Raw genomic sequence first — 18,183 nt, forward strand, 5'->3', positions numbered from 1 at the left:
ACCGGTCTAGTTACTTCGTCGAGCGGATACGCTCCTGACCCATGCTGGAGATCGCCCACGGCGCCGCGCGCGCCGTCATCGCACCGAACGGTGCCGGACTCAAGTCCTACGAGGTCAACGGTGTGCCGTACGTGGAGACGTACGACGACCAACCGCCCATGGGCAGCGGCGCGGTGCTCGTGCCGTGGCCCAACCGCACGGCGGGCGGCAAGTGGACGCTCGACGGCGAGGAGCTCCAGCTGGAGATCGGCGAGCCCGCGCGGGGCAACGCCATCCACGGCCTGGTGCGCCACGCCATCTGGGGCGTCGTGGAGCACACCGGGTCCCTGCTGTCGCTGGAGACGCCGGTGGCGGGCCTCGGCTGGCCGGTCGAGCTGCGCACCACCATCAGCTACGCGCTGGACGAGAACGGCCTGACCGTCTCGCACGGCGTCACCAACGTGGGGGACAAGCGCACCCCGTTCGGGGTCGGCACCCACCCGTACCCGCGGGCCGGGGCGTCCGAGACCGACGAGACGTCGCTGTCGCTGGCCGCGACGACCGTGCTGCCGGTGGACCCCGGGACCATGATCCCCAACGGCCCGGCCGTCCCGGTCGAGGAGACCGAGTACGACTTCCGGGTGGCGCGGCTGCTGGAGGGCGTGCGGCTGGACACCGCGTTCGGCGGCTGCGAGCCGGTCGACGGGCTGGTGCGGCACGTGCTGCGCGGGCCGTCCGGCGCGGTCGAGATGTGGGCGGACCCCGACTTCAAGTGGGTGCAGGTCTACACGCCGGACGACTACCCCGGCCGGGGGCGCGCGGTGGCGATCGAGCCCATGACGTGCCCGCCGGACGCGTTGAACTCGGGCGTCGACCTGCTGTGGCTGGAGCCCGGCGAGTCGTGGGCGGGACGTTGGGGTTTGCGCCCGCTGGCCTAGGCCGTTAGCGTCGCTAACTATGAGCGTCGCAATCACGGGTGGGTACGTCGTCCCGGTGGCCGGTGAGCCGATCGACGGCGGCACGGTCCTGATCGGGGACGGCAAGATCGTCGCGGTCGGCGCGGACGTCGAGGTCCCCGACGACGCGCGGGTCGTCGACGCGACCGGTTCGTGGGTGCTGCCCGGCTTCGTGGAGGCGCACGGCCACCTCGGCGTGCACGAGGAGGGCGAGGGCTGGGCCGGGCAGGACACCAACGAGATGACCGACCCCAACGGCGCGCGGCTGCGCGCGCTGGACGCCATCAACGCCGCCGACCAGGGCTTCGCCGACGCCCTGGCCGGCGGCGTGACGACGGCGGTGGTCAAGCCGGGGTCGGGCAACGTCATCGGCGGCCAGACCGTGGCCGTGAAGTGCTGGGGCCGCACGGCCGACGAGATGCTGCTGCGCAACCCGGTGAGCGTCAAGAGCGCGCTGGGCGAGAACCCCAAGCGCGTCTACGGCGACCAGAAGAAGCTGCCGTCCACCCGCCAGGGGGTGGCCGCGGTCATCCGCGACGCGCTCACCAAGGCGCAGGACTACGTGGCCAGGCGGGACGCGGCCGACGGGCCGTTCGACCGGGACACCACGTCCGAGGTGCTGGCGAAGGTCCTCTCGGGTGAACTCCCGTGGTGCCAGCACTGCCACCGCGCCGACGACATCGCCACCGCGCTGCGGCTGGCCGACGAGTTCGGCTACCGGCTGATCGTGAACCACGGCACCGAGGGCCACCTGATCGCCGACCTGCTCGCCGAGAAGGACGTGCCGGTCATCATCGGCCCGCTGTTCACCAGCCGCTCCAAGGTCGAGGTGCGCAACCGCTCGCTGCGCAACCCCGGCATCCTCGCCCGCGCCGGGGTGCGGATCGCGATCACCACGGACCACCCGGTCGTGCCGATCCACTTCCTCGTGCACCAGGTGACGCTGGCGGTGAAGGAGGGCCTGGACCCGAAGGTCGGCCTGGAGTCGATCACGGTCAACCCGGCGGCCATCATGGGCCTGGACGACCGGGTCGGGTCGCTGCGGCCGGGGCTCGACGCCGACGTCGTCATCTGGTCGGGCGACCCGCTGGACGTGATGAGCCGGGCGACGAACGTCTTCGTCGACGGCCGCGAGGTGTACCGCTACGAGAACGGCCGGGAGGTCGTCCAGAGCCCGTTCCACTCGGAGTGAACCGCTCCGGGTGACGGTGGTCCGGCGGGCGTCCTACCGCGATGGGACGCCCGCCGGACCGTTACTTCCGCAGTTCGCGCCCGATCACGAGGCGCTGGATCTGGTTGGTGCCCTCGAAGATCTGCAGCACCTTGGCCTCCCGCATGTACCGCTCCACGGGGAAGTCGCGCGTGTAGCCCGCGCCGCCCAGCACCTGCACGGCGTCCGTCGTCACCTTCATCGCGGCGTCCGTGCAGACCAGCTTGGCGATCGCCGCCTGCCGGCGGAACGGGAGGCCGCGGTCGCGGCGGCGGGCGGCGGACAGGTAGGTGGCCCGCGCCGACTCCACGGCGGCGGCCATGTCGGCGAGCAGGAACTCCAGGCCCTGGAAGTCGATGATCGGGCGGCCGAACTGGGTGCGGGTCTTCGCGTAGGCCACGGCCTCGTCCAGCGCCGCCTGCGCCAGGCCGACCGCGGTGGCGGCGATGCCCAGGCGGCCCGAGTCCAGAGCGGACAGCGCGATCCTCATGCCGTCGCCCTCCGCGCCGATCAGGCGGTCCTCGTCGAGGTGCACGCCGTCGAACACCAGTTGCGCCGTCGGGGAGCCGGTCAGGCCCATCTTGCGCTCGGGCGCGGCGGCGGTGAGGCCGTCCGCCCTGCCGGGGGCGAGGAAGCAGCTGACGCCCCGGCCGCCGTCGTCGGAGGTGCGCGCCATCAGCGTGTAGAAGTCGGCGACGCCGGCGTGCGTGATCCACGCCTTCGTGCCGGTGACGGTGTAGCCCCCGCCCGAGCGCACGGCCCGTGTGGACAGTGCGGCGGCGTCCGACCCGGCGTGCGACTCGGACAGCGCGTAGCCGCCCAGCAGGTCGCCGCCCAGCACGTCGGGCAGCCAGCGCGCCTTCTGCTCGTCCGTGCCGAACGTCGCCAGCGCGTAGGCGGACATCACGTGCACGGACAGGCCGACGCCGACCGACATCCAGGCGGAGCCGACCTCCTCCAGGGCCTGGAGGTACACCTCGTACGGCTGGCCGCCGCCGCCGAACTCCTCCGGGTAGGGCAGGCCCAGCAGCCCGGTCTTGCCGAGCAGGCGGAACTCGTCGCGCGGGAACCGCTCGTGCTCCTCGGCCTCGGCGGCGTGCGGGGCCAGCTCGTCGCGGGCGATCTCGCGCACCAGGGCGAGCAGGTCCTCGGCCTCGGTGGTGGGGAGCAGGCGTTCGGCGGGCATCGTCGACCTCCGGACAGGTGTACTCGGCTCAGTACTCCAGGACGTACTCCAGTACTGTACCGAGGGAGTGTGACAGAGTCGCAACCATGACCTCGATCGCGCGCAGACCCCTGACGCCCCGGCAGGTGGAGCTGTTGGCGCGGCTGGAGGCGCTGGTGCTGGCCGAGGGCTTCGCGCACTTCACCCTCGACGACCTCGCCGCCCGCCTGCACTGCTCCAAGTCCACGCTCTACGCGCTGGCCGCCAGCAAGGAGCAGCTCGCCGTCCGCGTCGTCGGCCGGTACTTCAAGGGCGCCGCCGAGCGCATCGAGGCCCGGATCGAGGGCGTCCGCGACGTGCGCGCCCGCGTCGGCACCTACCTCGCCGGCGCGGCCGAGGAGCTGCGGCGCGCGTCGGCCCAGTTCATCAGCGACGTCGCGGCGTTCGCGCCCACCCGGTCGACCTACGAGCGCAACGCGCGGGCGGCGGCCGAGCGCATCCGGGAGTTCATCCAGGAGGGCGTGCGCGAGGGCGTGTTCCGCGAGGTGCACGCCACGCTCGTCGCCGAGATGGCCGGGCTGCTGATCGAGGGCATCCAGACCGGGGTGCTGACCAGGCGGGCGGGTGTGTCCGACGCCGAGGCGTTCACCGCCCTGGGTGAACTGCTGCTGGACGGTTTGCGGAGAGAACGGAGCCAGTCGTGATCGTGGTTGCCGGTGAGGCGCTGGTCGACCTCGTGCCCACGCCCGAGGGGAACCTCGCGCCGCGGCTCGGGGGCGGGCCCTACAACGTGGCCGTCGCCGCCGGGCGGCTCGACGCGCCCGTGGGCTTCCTGTCGCGGGTGTCGTCCGACCTGTTCGGCGACCGGCTCGTGGAGCGCCTGCACGCCTCGGGCGTGCGCACGGACCTCGTGCAGCGCGGCGACGAGCCGACGACGCTCGCCGTCGTGGGCCTCGCGGACGACGGGTCGGCGCGCTACTCGTTCTACGTGGAGGGCACCGCCGACCGGCAGGTGACCGACCCCGGTCCGCTGCCCGCCGGCACGAGGGCCGTGTCGTTCGGCACGCTGTCGCTCGTGCTGGAGCCCGGCGCGAGCACCTACGAGCGCGTGCTGTGGCGCGAGGCCGAGCGCGGCGCGCTCACCGTGCTGGACCCCAACATCCGGGCCGGCCTCATCCACGACCCGGTGGCCTACCGCGACCGCTACGACTCGTGGCTGCCGCACGTCGGCCTGCTCAAGGTCTCGGTCGAGGACGCCCGCTGGCTGGCGGACCTCCCGGACACCGCCGGCGAGGACGAGGTGCTCGACGTCGTCCGCGTGTGGCAGGGCGCGGGGCCGGCGGCCGTCGTGCTCACCCGCGGCGGTGACGGCCTGGCCGCGCTGATCGCCGGGGGCGACGTGATCCACGTCCCACCCACGCCCGTCGACGTCGTCGACACCATCGGCGCGGGCGACACCGTGCAGGGCGCGCTGCTGGCCTGGCTGCACGAGCACGACGCGCTGTCGGTCGAGGCCGTGCGCGGTCTGGACGCCGACGCGTGGCGCGCCGCGCTGGCCTTCGCGGGCGCCGCGGCGGCCGTCACGTGCTCGCGCGCGGGGGCCGAGCCGCCGTTCCGGCACGAGCTGGGATGACCTAGCTCTCACCCCTCGTGAGGTGGACGAACACGCGCCACGGGTTACGGTGGGTGGGCACGCCAGTCACCCGCGCGACCGCGTGTGATGCCGGTCCCATCTCGCAGAATCGGTTCACACCCGGCTGTGGTGGGGGTCGTCCGCTGACTAGCGTGGGAAAACCGACAGGACCCCAACGGGGTGGTGCTGCGGTGCGGGGCAAGGCCACATCCGCCCCTGCGCGCAGGCGTGCGAGACCCGCACGAGCCGCCCCGCCCTAGCGTGAGAGGGACTCTGCATGCCCGACGCGACGACTGCGCCGAACGACACCCGTACCGTCGCGCTGCGCCATCCGGGCGGAGAGCACGAGATGAAGGTAGTACCGGCCACCGAGGGTGCGCCCGGTATCGACCTCGGGAAGCTCCTGGCCACGACTGGTCTGGTCACCCTGGACAGCGGCTTCGTCAACACCGCGTCCTGCTCCTCCGAGATCACCTACATCGACGGTGACGCGGGCATCCTGCGCTACCGCGGCTACCCGATCGAGCAGCTCGCCCAGAAGTCGAACTTCCTCGAGGTCAGCTACCTCCTCATCTACGGCGAGCTGCCCACCCAGGCCCAGCTGGAGGAGTTCTCCTCCAAGATCAGCCGTCACACCCTGCTGCACGAGGACCTGAAGCGGTTCTTCGACGGCTTCCCGCGCGACGCGCACCCCATGCCCGTGCTGTCCTCGGCGGTGTCCGCGCTGTCGACGTTCTACCAGGACAGCCTCAGCCCGTTCGACGCCAACCAGGTCGAGATCTCCACGATCCGCCTGCTGGCCAAGGTGCCCACCATCGCGGCCTACGCCTACAAGAAGTCGGTGGGCCAGCCGTTCCTGTACCCGGACAACTCCCTGGGGCTGGTGGACAACTTCCTGCGCATGACGTTCGGCTTCCCCGCCGAGCCGTACGACGTGGACCCCGACCTGGTCCGCGCGCTGGACCTGCTGTTCGTGCTGCACGCCGACCACGAGCAGAACTGCTCCACCTCCACCGTGCGCCTGGTGGGCTCGTCCGAGGCCAACCTGTTCGCCTCGATCTCCGCCGGCATCAACGCCCTGTTCGGCCCGCTGCACGGCGGCGCGAACAGCGCGGTGCTCGACATGCTGGAGAAGATCCGCAACGAGGGCGGTGACGTCTCCGCCTTCGTGAAGAAGGTCAAGAACAAGGAGGACGGCGTCCGCCTGATGGGCTTCGGCCACCGGGTCTACAAGAACTACGACCCGCGCGCCGCGATCATCAAGACGACCGCGGACGAGATCCTCGGCAAGCTCGGCGCGTCCGACGAGCTGCTGGACATCGCGAAGGCCCTCGAGGAGACGGCGCTCGCCGACGACTACTTCGTCGAGCGCAAGCTCTACCCGAACGTGGACTTCTACACGGGCCTCATCTACCGCGCGATGGGCTTCCCGACGAAGTTCTTCACCGTGCTGTTCGCCCTGGGCCGCCTCCCCGGCTGGATCGCCCACTGGCGCGAGATGATCAACGACCCGGCCACCAAGATCGGCCGCCCGCGGCAGGTCTACACCGGTGCGGCGGAGCGGAACTTCGTGCCGCTCGACCAGCGCTGACGCACCCCGCTCCACGGAAGAGGCCCGCACCCCGCCGGTGCGGGCCTCTTCCGTCGTGCCCACCGAAACGTCCACTGCGGACTGAATGCGGCCCCGGCCGGGGAAGGCGCCGACAGCGGTGCGCATGCCGCCCCTGCTCCCGGGTGGTCCGACCCGGTCGCGCAGGGCCGCAGGTTCGACCCGGACGGGGCGCACGAGCGCCGGGAGGCGCCCGCCCGGTACCGGGCGATCAGCGGCCGATCACCGCAGGGCGTCCCGCAGCCGGACCCGCGCCCCGGTGCGCAGCACGGCGTTCGAGTAGACCCTGCCGCCCAGCCAGGTGATCGCGGCGACGGCGGCCAGCGCCAGCACGACCGCCAGCAGCACCTGCCACAGCGGCGCCACGCCCATCGCCATCCGGCCCGGCAGCAGGATCGGCGCGAACGGCGGCAGCACCGACAGCACCGCGACCGTCGTGCCGGTCGGGTCGGCGATCATCAGGTTGAAGCCGACCAGGAACACCACGACCACGGTCATGCTGATCGGCGTCAGCACCGACTGCAACTCCTCCTGCCGCGACACCAGCGACGCGGCGGCGGCGAACACCACGGCGTAGAGGAAGAACCCCAGCAGGTACCAGAGCACGCCGGCGGCCAGCGCGCCGCCGGCCACGCCCGCGACGTCGACCACGCCGGAGAACGACGCCAGGCCCAGGCCGATGCCGCCGATCAGCACGAGCTGGAGCAGCCCCACCGCGCCCAGGCCGACGACCTTGCCCAGCAGCAGCTGCCACGGCCGCAGCGCGGCCAGCAGGATCTCCACGACCCGGCTCGACTTCTCCTCCACCACGCCCTGCGCGACCATCGTCCCGTAGACCAGCAGCGAGTAGTACAGCAGCGCGGCGATCACCAGGCCGATCGCGAGCCGCTGCCCGTCCGCCGCGTCGCCGGGCTCCAGCGCCACCACCTCGACGCCCGCCTCGGCCACGTTCTCCGCCACCTCGGCCGGGTCCAGTCCCGCCTCGGCGAGCTGCGCGTCGAGCACCTGCTGCTTCACGATCAGGTCGATCACGGTGCGCAGCTCGTCGCCCAGCGACTCCTCGACCACGACCCGCAGCGCGTCCGGGGCCCCGCTGATGAGCGCGTCCACGTCCCCGGAGCGCACCCGCTCCTCGGCCGCGGCGGGGTCGCCGGCGTCGACGACCTCCACCTCGCGCCCGAACGACGCCGCCGTCTGCCTGAGCGGCTCGGCGAGCACGGTGGCCTGGCCGCTCAGCGCGACCCGGTCGCGGTCCGCGCCGTCGAACAGCACGGCCTGGAGCAGCACGTACCCCGCCATCACGGCGACGATCACCAGCGTGCCCCACAGGAAGGACTTGGTGCGCACCTTGACCAGGAACTCCCGGCGCGCGACCAGGAACACCGCCCGGCCCGGGGTCAGGTCGCTCATGCCGCGCTCTCCTCGGTCACCACGGTGCGGAACAACTCGGTCAGCGACGGCCGCTGCCGGGAGAACTCGTGCACGGGACCGGTGTCCAGGGCCGCGCGCAGCACCACCTGGTCGTCGGCGTCCGGGGCGAGGTCGAGGACCGTGCGACCGCCCGTGACCGACGACGCCCGCACGCCGGGCAGCGCGTCGGCCCAGCCCGGCGGGGCCAGCGGCGCGTCGACCACCAGCTTCGCCGACCCGCCCGCGCGCAGCTCGTCCACCGGGCCGCAGGCGACCATCCGCCCCGCGCGCACGATGCCGACCCGGTCGCACAGCCGCTCCACCAGGTCCAGCTGGTGGCTGGAGAACACCACGGGCACGCCGGTGGCGGCCTTCTCGCGCAGCACCTGGCTCATCACGTCCACCGCCACCGGGTCCAGGCCCGAGAACGGCTCGTCGAGCACCAGCACGTCCGGCTCGTGCACCAGGGCGGCGGCGAGCTGCACGCGCTGCTGGTTGCCCAGGCTGAGCTTCTGCACCTCGTCGTGCCGCCGGTCGCGCAGGCCCAGGCGGCCGATCCAGTCCTCCGCCGAGCGGTGCGCCGCGTTCGTCGACATGCCGTGCAGCTCGGCCAGGTAGACCAGCTGGTCGAGCACCTTCATCCTCGGGTAGAGGCCGCGCTCCTCGGGCATGTAGCCGATGCGCCTGCGCGTCCCGAACGTGACCGGCGCGCCGTTCCAGCGGATCTCGCCGGAGTCGGCGGCGAGCACGCCCAGCGCGATGCGCATGGTGGTGGTCTTGCCGGCGCCGTTGCTGCCGACGAACCCGAACAGCTCGCCCGCCCGCACGTCGAAGGTCATGTCGGCCAGCGCGACGACCTCCCCGTAGCGCTTGGAGACGCGGTCGATCTCCAGCACCCCCTGTGCCACGGTGCCTCTCCTCCTGTTGGGCCGGCTCGGCCCGCTCTAGCGGTAGACCTGGGTCGACAGCGGTTCGAACGGGCTCCGGCTGAACACGGCCTCCACCGGCAGCCCGAAGACCTCGCAGATCCGCAGCGCCAGGTCGAGGCTCGGGTACTGGTCGCCCCGCTCCAGCGCGCCGATCGTCTGCGGGTTGACCTCCACGGCCCGGGCGAGCCCCGCCCTCGTCATACCCCGTTCGACCCGGAGCACCCCTATCCGGTTGTGGATGGGTTGCCCGGGGCCTCGGCGCACCGGACTCATGCTACGAAGTGTTGCGAAAACCCAACAGATCGGCAAGTAAACAGTTCACACACGAGGCCGACCGGACGCACCTCCGCCCGGTCGACCCGCAAATCACGATTCGGTGAAACGATACGGAGCTCGGAACCGAATCGACTCTCGACGACTCGAATGCGCAGTAGGGCCGCAAGCCCCGTTGCCGTGAGGGGTGACCATGGAGCCGGACCAGTGGCTCGCGCAGTACGGACAGAAGATCGAGCAGGCGAAGCAGAGCGCCACCGCGGTGCAGGAGCAGCTCGGCGACGTCGGCGGCAGCGCCACCTCGCCGGACGGCCTGATCACCGTGACCGTCAACGCCTCGGGGGCGTTGACGAACCTGGTCCTGCGGCCGCAGCTGCGGGGCGAGGACCCCGAGCGCGTCTCCGGCGCGATCATGACCGCCGTCGCCCAGGCGCAGCGCGCCGCGGCGGGCCAGGTCGTCCAGATCATGTCGGAGTCGTTCGGTGACGGTCCGGCGCTGGACTTCGTGAAGTCGAAGATGCCGAACGGCTATTCGGGTGACGGCACGGACGCCGTGGAACCGGAGCCGGAGATCCAGCGTCGGGACACCAGGCCCGACGACGACTACTTCACCAACCCACCCGATGTCATGGCCTGAGCAGGGGGTAGACGACCATGTTCGACGCGTTCAACGTGAGCCCGGAGCAGATCCGGGCGCACGCCGGCACGGTCGACCAGTTGACGCAGCGGATGCTCTCGGCGACGAAGACCGCTGACCCGTCGCTGTCGAGCGAGGCGTTCGGCGTGTTCGGGTCGTTCCTGGCGGAGTTCCTGCTGAAGGCGGCGGGCAACTCCCAGGACATCCTCGGCCAGGCCACCGAGACCATCGCCGACATGTGCCAGGGCCTCAAGGAGGTCGCCGACCTCTACGAGAACGTCGACCTGGACAACGCGTTCGGGTTCACCGGAAAGGCGCGCGGATGACCACGCAGGCGAGCACGACGCAGGGCCGTGACCCGTCGTACCTGATCGGCGACGTGCAGGGCACCGTCGCGGCCGTCGAGCGCGGCGACTGGGTGCAGGCCGGGCTGGGCATGGCGAACACCGCCATGGGCATCGTCGGACTGGCGTCCAACCCCCTGTCGGGCTTCCTGTCCGCCGGGTTCAGCTGGGCGATCCAGCACGTGGACTTCCTGCGCGAGCCGTTCGACGCGCTGCTCGGCAGCCCGGAGTCGATCAAGAAGATGTCCGACAGCTGGCTGTCGGCGTCCAAGCAGATCGAGGGCATCGTCGCCGACTACCGGCGCACGTCGGTGCAGGAGACGAAGGGCTGGGCCGGCCGCTCCGCCGACGGCTACCGCGCGGCGAGCAAGAAGCACGCCGCCGGGCTGGAGACCCTGGCCAAGGCCACCAAGGGCATCTCGCAGGCCGCCAAGGGCGCGGGCGAGCTGGTCGCGACCGTCCGCAAGACCATCATGGACCTGATCAGCCAGGCCGTGTCCGACATGGTCATGAAGATCATCCAGTGGCTGGCGGCGTCGTTCCTCACGTTCGGCGCGGCCATCGCGGGCGCCATCGCGGACATCGTGCAGATGGCGTGCAACTACGCCAAGAAGCTCGCCGACTTCCTCCAGAAGCTCGGCAACTCGCTCAAGAAGCTCATCGACCTGATCAAGTCGGTGTCCTCGATCGCGCAGACCGCCAAGCAGATCCTCCAGGCCATCACCGCGATGACGTCGTCGAACAAGGGCGCGTCGGGCGGCGGCGGCTCGGGTCCGCGGCTCAGCCAGGGCGGGCTCGGCCTGACCGACGGGCAGCTGCGGGACATGGACCGCGGCGCGAACGACCGGTACACCAACAACCCGGGCGGGTCGACGAACCCGTCGGGTTCGGGCGGCCACTCGGCCGGTCCGGTGGTGAGCCGCCCGCCGCAGGTCGGCGTGGGCTACGGCCCGGAGGCCCCGGCCGCCGGTGGTGGCGGGTACTACCCCGGCGGGCCGAGCGGTCCCGTGGTCAGCCGCCCGCCGCAGGTGGGCGGTGGCGGTGGCTCGTACCCCGGTGGCCAGTACCCCGGTGGCGGCCAGTACCCCGGCTCCGGCGGCTACCCCGGCTCGGGCGGCTACCCCGGCTCGGGCGGTTCCGGCGGCTCGACCGGCTCGCGTCCCGGTGGCGGCTCCGGCGGTTCCGGTGGTCACTGGGAGCCGGGTCGATGGGTCCCGGACAGCGGTTCCACGGGCCCGAACACGCTCCCGTACCCGAGCGGCACCACGCACGCGACCAACGCGACCTCCGGTCTCGGCGGCGCGTACGTGCCCCCGGTCCGCCCGGCGACGCCCGACCTGCCCCACACCCCGAACGTCGGCGGTGGCGGTGGCGGTGGCGGTGGCGGCGCGGGCGGTGGCTTCGGCGGCGGTGGCGGCGGCGGCTTCGCCGGTGGTGGTGGCGGCGGTTTCGGCGGCGGTGGCGCGGCCGGCGCGGGTGCCGGCGGCCAGACCCTCCAGGCGGGCGGCTCGTCCGGCGTCATGGGCGCGTCCGGCGGTGCCCCGGCGGGTGCCGCGGGCGCGGCGGCGGCGGCCGGCGGCGGTCGTCCCGGCGGCGGCATGGGCATGATGGGCGCGCCGATGATGGGCGGTGCCCCGCCCCAGGGCGGCGACGGCAAGGACCACCAGCGCAAGGTGCGCCTCGAAGGCGAAGCCCTGATCGAGGAGCCCCCGAAGGCGGCGAAGCCGATCATCGGCGAGTAACACCACCTCGAAGGGGGCCTCCACACGGGAGGCCCCCTTTCCCCACCCCGAAAGTCCACCCTCCAGGTCGCGAGAGTCCAACCCCGGGGCACGGTGGGTTCTTCACTCGCGAGTAAAGAACTCAGAGGCCCCGAGCGTCGGACTCTCGCGACTTGAGCGTTGGACCCTCGCGACCTGGAGGGTGGACTCTCGGGTCAGGGGAGGGTGGACAGGGCTTCTGCCACTTGGCGGGTCACGTCCGGTTCGGCTGCCGCGCGGTCGGCGGGGACCAGGCCCGTGCGGGTCCGGCGGTCCAGGACGTCGGCCGCGTCGAGGGCGCCCTCGTGGTGGACCGCCCACGTCACCTCGCCCGTCCTGGCGACCTCGGCGGCTTCGGCGCCGTAGCGGGGGGTCAGGTGGGCGGGGCCCGTCGGAGCGCCGGCGCCCACCAGGGGGAGGGTGGCGGTCCGGCTGCGGGCGGCGGTGAGGGCGGTGGCGTCCACGGCGTCGGCGGCCATGCGGCGGTAGGTGGTGAGCTTGCCGCCCACGACCGTGGTCACGTTGTCCCGCTTGATGATCGCGTGGCGGCGGGAGAGGTCCGCGCTCGCGCCCGCGCCCGCCAGGAGGGGGCGCAGGCCGGCGAACGAGCCCAGGACGTCCGACCGGGTCGGGGGGCGGTCCAGGACCGAGGACGCCACCCCCAGGAGGAAGTCGACGTCGGAGCGCGGGACCTCGGGCACGTCGGGGATCGGGCCGTCCACCGGCTCGTCGGTCAGGCCCACGTAGACACGGCCGTCCTGCTGGGGGAGCAGGAGGGCGAAGCGGTTCCGGGTCCCGGGCACCGGGACGGTCAGGGCCGTGGTGGTCAGGCCGAGGGCGGAGGCGGCCAGGACCAGGTGCGAGCCGCGCGACGGGCGCAGGTCCACGTCCACCAGCCCGCCCGCCCACACGCCCGCCGCGTTGACGACCGCGCGCGCCGTCACGGTGAACGACTCGCCGGTCAGGGTGTCGGTGGCCGAGGCGCCCGAGGGGGTCAGGGCGTCCACGCGGGCGCGGGTGACGATCCGCGCGCCGAAGCCGGCCGCGGTGCGGGCCAGGGCGACGACCAGGCGGGCGTCGTCGACCAGTTGGCCGTCGAACCCGAGCAGGCCGCCGCGCAGGTCGGTGCGGCGCAGGCCGGGCGCGAGGGCCAGGGCCTCGGCGGCGGGCACGCGGCGCGGTGGCGGCAGCACGCGGGACGGGGTGCGGGCCGCGCGGCGCAGCACGTCGCCCGCGCGCAGGCCCGCCATCACCAGCGGGTCGTGCGAGCGGCCGTGCAGCGGCACGAGCTGCGGCAGGGTGCGCACGAGGTGCGGTGCCGTGCGGGTCATCAGGATGCCGCGCTCCACGGCGCTCTCGTGGGCCAGGCCGACCTCGCCCTGCGCCAGGTAGCGCAGACCGCCGTGGACGAGCTTGCTGGACCACCGCGACGTGCCGAACGCCAGGTCGTGCGCCTCCAGCAGGCACACCGACAGGCCGCGCGACGCCGCGTCGAGCGCCACGCCGGCGCCCGTCACCCCGCCGCCCACGACGAGCAGGTCCACGGCGGTCGACGAGACGTGGTCGAGGTCGCGGGTGCGGCGCGACGCGTTCAGCGACGTGGTCGGGGGCGTGGTCACGACAGGGCCGCGTCCAGGTAGGCGGCCAGTTCGGCCAGCAGCTCGGCGAAGTCCAGGTCCGTGGTCGCGGGCCGGATCGACAGCACCAGCGACTGCGTCGTCAGCAGCACGAGCCGCGCCTGCGCGGCGGCCGACCCCGCCCGGATCGACCCGTCGGCGTGCCCCTCGGCGATCCGCGCGGTCAGGAACTGCTCGACCAGCTTCTGCGTGCTGCCGAGCCGCTGCACCAGGTACGGCAGCATCAGCTCGGCGTCCAGGTCGAGCACGCGCCGCATCAGCGGGTCGGCGGCGAGCAGCCGGATGCCCGTGACGGCCTGGTCGACCAACCGTTCCCGCGCGGTCGCCCCGGTCACCTCGATGCGCCCGAGCAGCTGGGTGAACTCCCTGGTCATCAGGGCGCGCACGAGCGTCCCGACGTCGGGGAACCGGCGGTAGAGGGTCATCCGGCTCACGCCGGCGCGCTTCGCGATGTCCGTCAGCGTGGTGCGGCGGACCCCCACCTCGACCACGCAGTCGCGGGCCGCGTCGAGGAGCGCGTCATCACTGTGACGTTGAGACGTCATGTGTCACACTGTAGCGGTGACCGAGCGCATCGACCACACCCTCCGGGGCCGGTGGACCACCGAGCAGGCCCACGTGCCGCCGCACGCCCTGAAGTGGCTCCGCGCACGCATCGGGGCCGGCGCCGGGGCCGTCACGCCGGCGCGCACGCCCGCCGTGCCCGACTCGGCCCTGGGCGACGCCGCGCGCACCGCGCTGGACGCCGTCGTCGGCCCCGGCCACGTGCGGGTGGACCCCGGCTCGCGCCTCGGCCGCGCCGGCGGCCTGTCCTACCTGGACCTGCTGCGGCAGCGCGGTGACGGCGACCTCGCCGTGCCCGACGCCGTCGTGCTGCCCGGCACGCCCGAGCAGGTCACCGAGGTCCTGGAGACCTGCGTCGAGCACGACGTGGCGGTGGTCCCGTTCGGCGGCGGCACGTCCGTCGTCGGCGGCGTCACGGCCCTGCGCGGCGACAAGGCCGCGGTGATCGCCCTGGACCTGTCCAGGCTCGACCGGCTCGTCTCGGTCGACCCGGTGTCGCGCCTGGCCGTGCTCCAGGCCGGCCTGACCGCGCCGGAGGCCGACCGGCTGCTCGCCGCGCACGGCTTCACGCTCGGCCACGTCCCGCAGTCCTACGAGCGGGCGACCGTCGGCGGGTTCGCCGCGACCCGCTCGGCCGGTCAGGCGTCCTCCGGCTACGGCCGGTTCGAGGACCTGGTCGAGGGCGTGCGGCTGAGCACTCCGGTGGGCGAGTGGCGGCTGGGCGCGGCGCCCGCGTCCGCCGCCGGCCCCGACCTCAAGCAGCTCGTCGTCGGCAGCGAGGGCGCGTTCGGCGTGATCACGGAGGTCGGCGTGCGGCTGCGCCCGCGCCCGGCGGTCGAGCGCTACGAGGGGTTCTTCGTGGACGGTTGGGCGCGCGGCGCGGACGTCGTGCGCGACCTCGCCCAGCGGCGCGTGCTCGCCGACGTCACCCGGCTGTCCGATGTGGACGAGAGCGAGGTGTCGCTGGCGCTGGCCGGCGGCTGGAAGACCACGGCGCTCAAGGCCTACCTGGGGGCGCGCGGGATCGGGCAGCCGTGCCTGCTCGTGCTCGGCTGGCACGGTCGGGACCGGCAGGAGGTCCGGCGCCGCAGGCGGGAGACCCTGCGCGGCGTCGAGGCCGTGCGCCTCGGCACCCCGCTCGGCGAGGCGTGGCGGCACGGCCGGTTCAACGGCCCGCGCCAGCGCGACGCGCTGGTGGAGGTCGGCGTGTGCGTCGAGACCCTGGAGACCGCCGCGCACTGGTCGCGCCTCTCCGAGCTGCGCACCGCCGTGCGCGGGGCGCTCGTCGACGCGCTCGGCGACGGCTGCCTGGTCATGTGCCACATCTCGCACGCCTACGAGACCGGCGCGTCCCTCTACTTCACCGTCCTCGCCGCCCGCGACGCCGACGACCCGGTGCGCCAGTGGCAGGTCGCCAAGGCCGCAGCCGGCGAGGCCATCGCCGGGCTCGGCACGATCACCCACCACCACGCGGTGGGCACCGACCACGCCCCGTACCTGGAGGGCGAGGTGGGCGCGCTCGGCGTGGACGTGCTGGCCTCGGTCAAGCGCGCCCTCGACCCGACCGGCGTGCTCAACCCCGGCAAGCTGATCCCCGGCCGGACCCTCGCCGGCGGGTTCCCGCCGGCCGGGCTAGCGTCGCGGGATGACCGGTGACCTGCTGATCCGCTCCGTGCGGCCGTGGCCGAACGTCCCCGGCACGCCCGCCGTCGACGTGCTCTGCCGGGACGGCCGCATCGCCGCGACCGCACCCGACCTGGACGTCCCCGCCGGCGCCGCCGAGGCCGACGGGCGCGGTGGTGTGCTGCTGCCCGCGTTCACCGACGCGCACGCGCACCTCGACTCCACGCGCCTCGGCCTGCCGTTCCGCCCGCACAGCGCCGGCGCCGGCCTCGCCGAGCTGATCGACGACGACCGCCGGAACTGGCGCACCGCCGAGGAGTCCGTCGCCGACCGCGCCACCCGCACGCTGGGCCGCACCATCGCCGCCGGCGCCACGCACGTGCGCAGCCACGCGCAGGTCGACGTCGACTCGGGGCTGGACAAGCTGGACGGCGTGCTGGCCGCCCGCGAGGCGCACGCCGACCGCGCGCACGTCGAGGTGGTGGCGTTCCCGCAGTGCGGCATCCTGCGCGAGAAGGGCACCGCCGACCTGCTCGACGCCGCGCTGCGGTCGGGCGCGGACCTCGTCGGCGGCCTCGACCCGGCCGGGTACGACCGCGACCCGGTGCGGCACCTCGACCTCGTGTTCGGCCTGGCCGAGAAGCACCAGTGCGGGGTGGACGTGCACCTGCACGACGCCGGCTCGCTCGGCGCGTTCGAGGTCGAGCTGATCTGCGAGCGGGTCGCGGCGCTCGGCATGCGCGGGCAGACCACGATCAGCCACGCGTTCGCGCTGTCCACTGTGGACGATGACCGGCGGCGCGAGCTGGTGGACCTGCTGGCCGAGCACGACGTCGCGGTCACCACGGTCGCGCCGGGCGTGCGGGAACCCCTGCCGCTGCTCGACCTGCGCCGCGCCGGCGTGCGCCTGGGCCTCGGCCAGGACGGCATCCGCGACTACTGGTCCCCGTACGGCGACGGCGACATGCTCGACCGGACCTGGCAGCTCGCCTACCGCAACGGCTTCCGCCGGGACGACCAGGTCGAGATGTGCGCGGACATCGCCACCCGGGGCGGCGCCGCCGTGCTGGGGCGCACCCTCGGCCTCACCGAGGGCGCGCCCGCCGACCTGGTCGTGGTGCCCGGCGACACGGTCACCGCCGCCGTGATGGACCGCGCGCCCCGCACCCTGGTCGTGCACGGGGGACGCGTCGTCGCCGCCGACGGCGAACTGGTCTAGCCGCGGCTCCGCGGCACGGCCCGCGCCCACACCGCGTCGGCCGGCCCGTCGAGCTCGTACACCTCGTCGTCGCGGCCCTCGGCGATCAGCGCGGCCACCTCGCCGTCCACGTCGCGCCCGGGCAGTGCCAGGGACTCGAACTCCGCCCGCCGGTCCGGTCGGCAGCCGTCCAGCACCTCGTCGAGGAAGTCGAGCGGGTCACCGCGCACGTCGAGGGCCCGCGGGTCGGACAGGGCGGCCAGGACGGCGGGCAGGGCGTGCGGCGTCACCGACCACACCGTGCTCTGGTGCACCACCGCCGACCGCAGGTGGCGCGCGGCGCGGGCGCGGGCGGCCGGGTCGTCCCCGGTCAGCGCCGCCAGGTGGGCGGGGTGTCGGACGCGACGCCGTGGGCGTGCAGCAGGCGGGGGAAGTCGGCGGCTCCGGGGACCCCGGAGCCGTGCCGCGGCGGACGGGGCGCGGCGACGTCGCCGACCGCGCGATCCGGGCCGGGCAGGGCCGCCACGCTCCGGTAGGCGAACCCCAGCCGGCGGTAGACGGCGATGGCGGCCGGGTTGTCGGCGTTCACCATCAGCGCGCAGCCGCCGTGCTCCGCCAGGAGGTCCCGGGCGACGAACGCGCAGACGGCCGTCGACAACGAGCGCCCCCGGTGGTCGGGGTGCGTGGCCACACCCGCGAGGAACCCCACGCCCGGCGCCGACCACGCGTCCGCCGCCACGGCCGCGAGCACGCCGTCCACCCGGATGCCTGCCCACCGGCGCGGCCCCGGTTCGTGCGGCCACACGTACGAGTGAGGGCTGGCCTTGCGCAGCAACGACTCGACGGCGTCCCACTCGTCCTCGCCCAGCCACTCCGGGGCGCCGTGCGAGGAGGTCGGGTCGTCCGGCAGCCGCCCGCCGCGCTCCATCCAGCCGAACACGACCCGGTCCGGCCGGTCCAGCTCGACCGCCAGCTCCTCGGTGACCAGCGGCGTGACCCCCGGCCGGTCGTGCGCGCGGAGCAGCACGGCCACGTCGTCCACCGGTCCCACCGCCACCAGCCGGTCGCGCCGGTTCAGGCCGGGCGCGAGCACGGCCACCGCGTCGCCGTGCGCCCACGCCGCGCCGCCGCCGCGCCAGTGGCCGGGCAGGAGGACCTGGGCGGCCCAGCGCACCAGGGTGTCGGGGCCGGCCGCGGCCACGTCGGCGGGGGTGGGCAGTTCGCGCATGACCGCATCATCACCCGGGGGACTACCC

The 18,183-nt window shown here is 73.8% G+C and carries 18 protein-coding genes; 10 read left to right on the forward strand and 8 right to left on the reverse strand.

Going from position 1 to position 18,183, the window contains the following annotated elements; genetic code table 11:
• Positions 1-41: 41 nt before the first annotated feature.
• Positions 42-917 (forward strand): aldose 1-epimerase family protein, encoded by an 876-nt coding sequence (locus CKY47_RS11220; protein WP_306745656.1) that lies wholly within the window; start codon positions 42-44, stop codon positions 915-917.
• 19 nt (positions 918-936) lie between these two features.
• Positions 937-2,127, forward strand: coding sequence for an amidohydrolase (locus CKY47_RS11225; protein WP_306745657.1), 1,191 nt, complete (start codon positions 937-939; stop codon positions 2,125-2,127).
• 61 nt (positions 2,128-2,188) lie between these two features.
• Here CKY47_RS11225 and CKY47_RS11230 read toward each other — a convergent pair whose 3' ends face one another.
• Positions 2,189-3,331 carry an acyl-CoA dehydrogenase family protein gene (locus CKY47_RS11230; protein WP_306745658.1) on the reverse strand — a complete coding sequence of 381 codons (1,143 nt, stop codon included), beginning with the start codon at positions 3,329-3,331 and terminating at the stop codon, positions 2,189-2,191.
• Between the two features lie 86 nt (positions 3,332-3,417).
• Between CKY47_RS11230 and CKY47_RS11235 the strand changes: the two genes are divergently transcribed.
• From CKY47_RS11235 to CKY47_RS11245, 3 genes are all read left to right on the forward strand, one after another.
• On the forward strand, positions 3,418-4,014 hold the full coding sequence (locus CKY47_RS11235) for a TetR/AcrR family transcriptional regulator (RefSeq protein ID WP_306745659.1): 597 nt from the start codon (positions 3,418-3,420) through the stop codon (positions 4,012-4,014).
• Positions 4,011-4,943, forward strand: coding sequence for a carbohydrate kinase family protein (locus CKY47_RS11240; RefSeq protein WP_306745660.1), 933 nt, complete (start codon positions 4,011-4,013; stop codon positions 4,941-4,943). The genes CKY47_RS11235 and CKY47_RS11240 overlap by 4 nt, the downstream gene beginning before the upstream one ends.
• Positions 4,944-5,220: 277 nt before the next feature.
• The gene (locus tag CKY47_RS11245; protein WP_306745661.1) at positions 5,221-6,534 is read left to right on the forward strand and encodes a citrate synthase; all 1,314 of its coding nucleotides are present in this window, start codon (positions 5,221-5,223) and stop codon (positions 6,532-6,534) included.
• 240 nt (positions 6,535-6,774) lie between these two features.
• Here CKY47_RS11245 and CKY47_RS11250 read toward each other — a convergent pair whose 3' ends face one another.
• Genes CKY47_RS11250 through CKY47_RS11260 form a run of 3 tightly spaced genes read right to left on the reverse strand, consistent with a single transcriptional unit; the run spans position 6,775 to position 9,164 of the window.
• Positions 6,775-7,962, reverse strand: a complete 1,188-nt coding sequence (locus CKY47_RS11250) for an ABC transporter permease (protein ID WP_306745662.1) — start codon at positions 7,960-7,962, stop codon at positions 6,775-6,777.
• Entirely contained in the window at positions 7,959-8,870 is a 912-nt protein-coding gene (locus tag CKY47_RS11255) for an ABC transporter ATP-binding protein (protein WP_306745663.1), read from the reverse strand. Before CKY47_RS11255 ends, CKY47_RS11250 begins: the two co-directional genes overlap by 4 nt.
• Before the next feature lie 36 nt (positions 8,871-8,906).
• A complete protein-coding gene (locus tag CKY47_RS11260) occupies positions 8,907-9,164 on the reverse strand; it encodes a helix-turn-helix transcriptional regulator (RefSeq protein WP_306745664.1) in 258 nt (85 codons plus the stop codon).
• A gap of 193 nt (positions 9,165-9,357) precedes the next feature.
• On the opposite strand from CKY47_RS11260, the gene CKY47_RS11265 reads away from it, so the two are divergent.
• The 3 genes from CKY47_RS11265 to CKY47_RS11275 are packed head-to-tail and all read left to right on the forward strand — an operon-like array spanning position 9,358 to position 11,887.
• Positions 9,358-9,801 carry a YbaB/EbfC family nucleoid-associated protein gene (locus CKY47_RS11265; RefSeq protein ID WP_306745665.1) on the forward strand — a complete coding sequence of 148 codons (444 nt, stop codon included), beginning with the start codon at positions 9,358-9,360 and terminating at the stop codon, positions 9,799-9,801.
• A 17-nt stretch (positions 9,802-9,818) separates the two neighbouring features.
• Entirely contained in the window at positions 9,819-10,127 is a 309-nt protein-coding gene (locus tag CKY47_RS11270) for a type VII secretion target (RefSeq protein WP_306745666.1), read from the forward strand.
• Positions 10,124-11,887, forward strand: a complete 1,764-nt coding sequence (locus CKY47_RS11275; protein WP_306745667.1) for a WXG100 family type VII secretion target — start codon at positions 10,124-10,126, stop codon at positions 11,885-11,887. Before CKY47_RS11270 ends, CKY47_RS11275 begins: the two co-directional genes overlap by 4 nt.
• 194 nt (positions 11,888-12,081) lie before the next feature.
• Here the strand turns inward: CKY47_RS11275 and CKY47_RS11280 are convergent, their stop codons facing one another.
• Complete coding sequence (locus CKY47_RS11280) at positions 12,082-13,524, reverse strand: glycerol-3-phosphate dehydrogenase/oxidase (RefSeq protein ID WP_306745668.1); 1,443 nt, start codon at positions 13,522-13,524, stop codon at positions 12,082-12,084.
• Positions 13,521-14,087: a TetR/AcrR family transcriptional regulator gene (locus tag CKY47_RS11285; protein ID WP_306745669.1), complete on the reverse strand. Its 567-nt coding sequence runs from the start codon at positions 14,085-14,087 to the stop codon at positions 13,521-13,523. Before CKY47_RS11285 ends, CKY47_RS11280 begins: the two co-directional genes overlap by 4 nt.
• A 16-nt stretch (positions 14,088-14,103) precedes the next feature.
• On the opposite strand from CKY47_RS11285, the gene CKY47_RS11290 reads away from it, so the two are divergent.
• Both CKY47_RS11290 and CKY47_RS11295 read left to right on the forward strand, forming a co-directional pair.
• Positions 14,104-15,762, forward strand: a complete 1,659-nt coding sequence (locus tag CKY47_RS11290; protein ID WP_306745670.1) for an FAD-binding oxidoreductase — start codon at positions 14,104-14,106, stop codon at positions 15,760-15,762.
• A complete protein-coding gene (locus tag CKY47_RS11295) occupies positions 15,752-16,948 on the forward strand; it encodes an amidohydrolase (protein WP_306745671.1) in 1,197 nt (398 codons plus the stop codon). The genes CKY47_RS11290 and CKY47_RS11295 overlap by 11 nt, the downstream gene beginning before the upstream one ends.
• On the opposite strand, the gene CKY47_RS11300 is transcribed toward CKY47_RS11295, so the two are convergent.
• The gene (locus CKY47_RS11300; RefSeq protein WP_306745672.1) at positions 16,945-17,217 is read right to left on the reverse strand and encodes a hypothetical protein; all 273 of its coding nucleotides are present in this window, start codon (positions 17,215-17,217) and stop codon (positions 16,945-16,947) included. The two genes, CKY47_RS11295 and CKY47_RS11300, sit on opposite strands and share 4 nt — an antisense overlap.
• An 80-nt stretch (positions 17,218-17,297) precedes the next feature.
• Positions 17,298-18,155, reverse strand: a complete 858-nt coding sequence (locus tag CKY47_RS11305; protein ID WP_306745673.1) for a GNAT family N-acetyltransferase — start codon at positions 18,153-18,155, stop codon at positions 17,298-17,300.
• Between the last annotated feature and the right edge of the window lie 28 nt (positions 18,156-18,183).

Source organism: Saccharothrix longispora, from assembly GCF_030852425.1.
Taxonomy (GTDB): Bacteria; Actinomycetota; Actinomycetes; order Mycobacteriales; family Pseudonocardiaceae; genus Actinosynnema; species Actinosynnema longispora.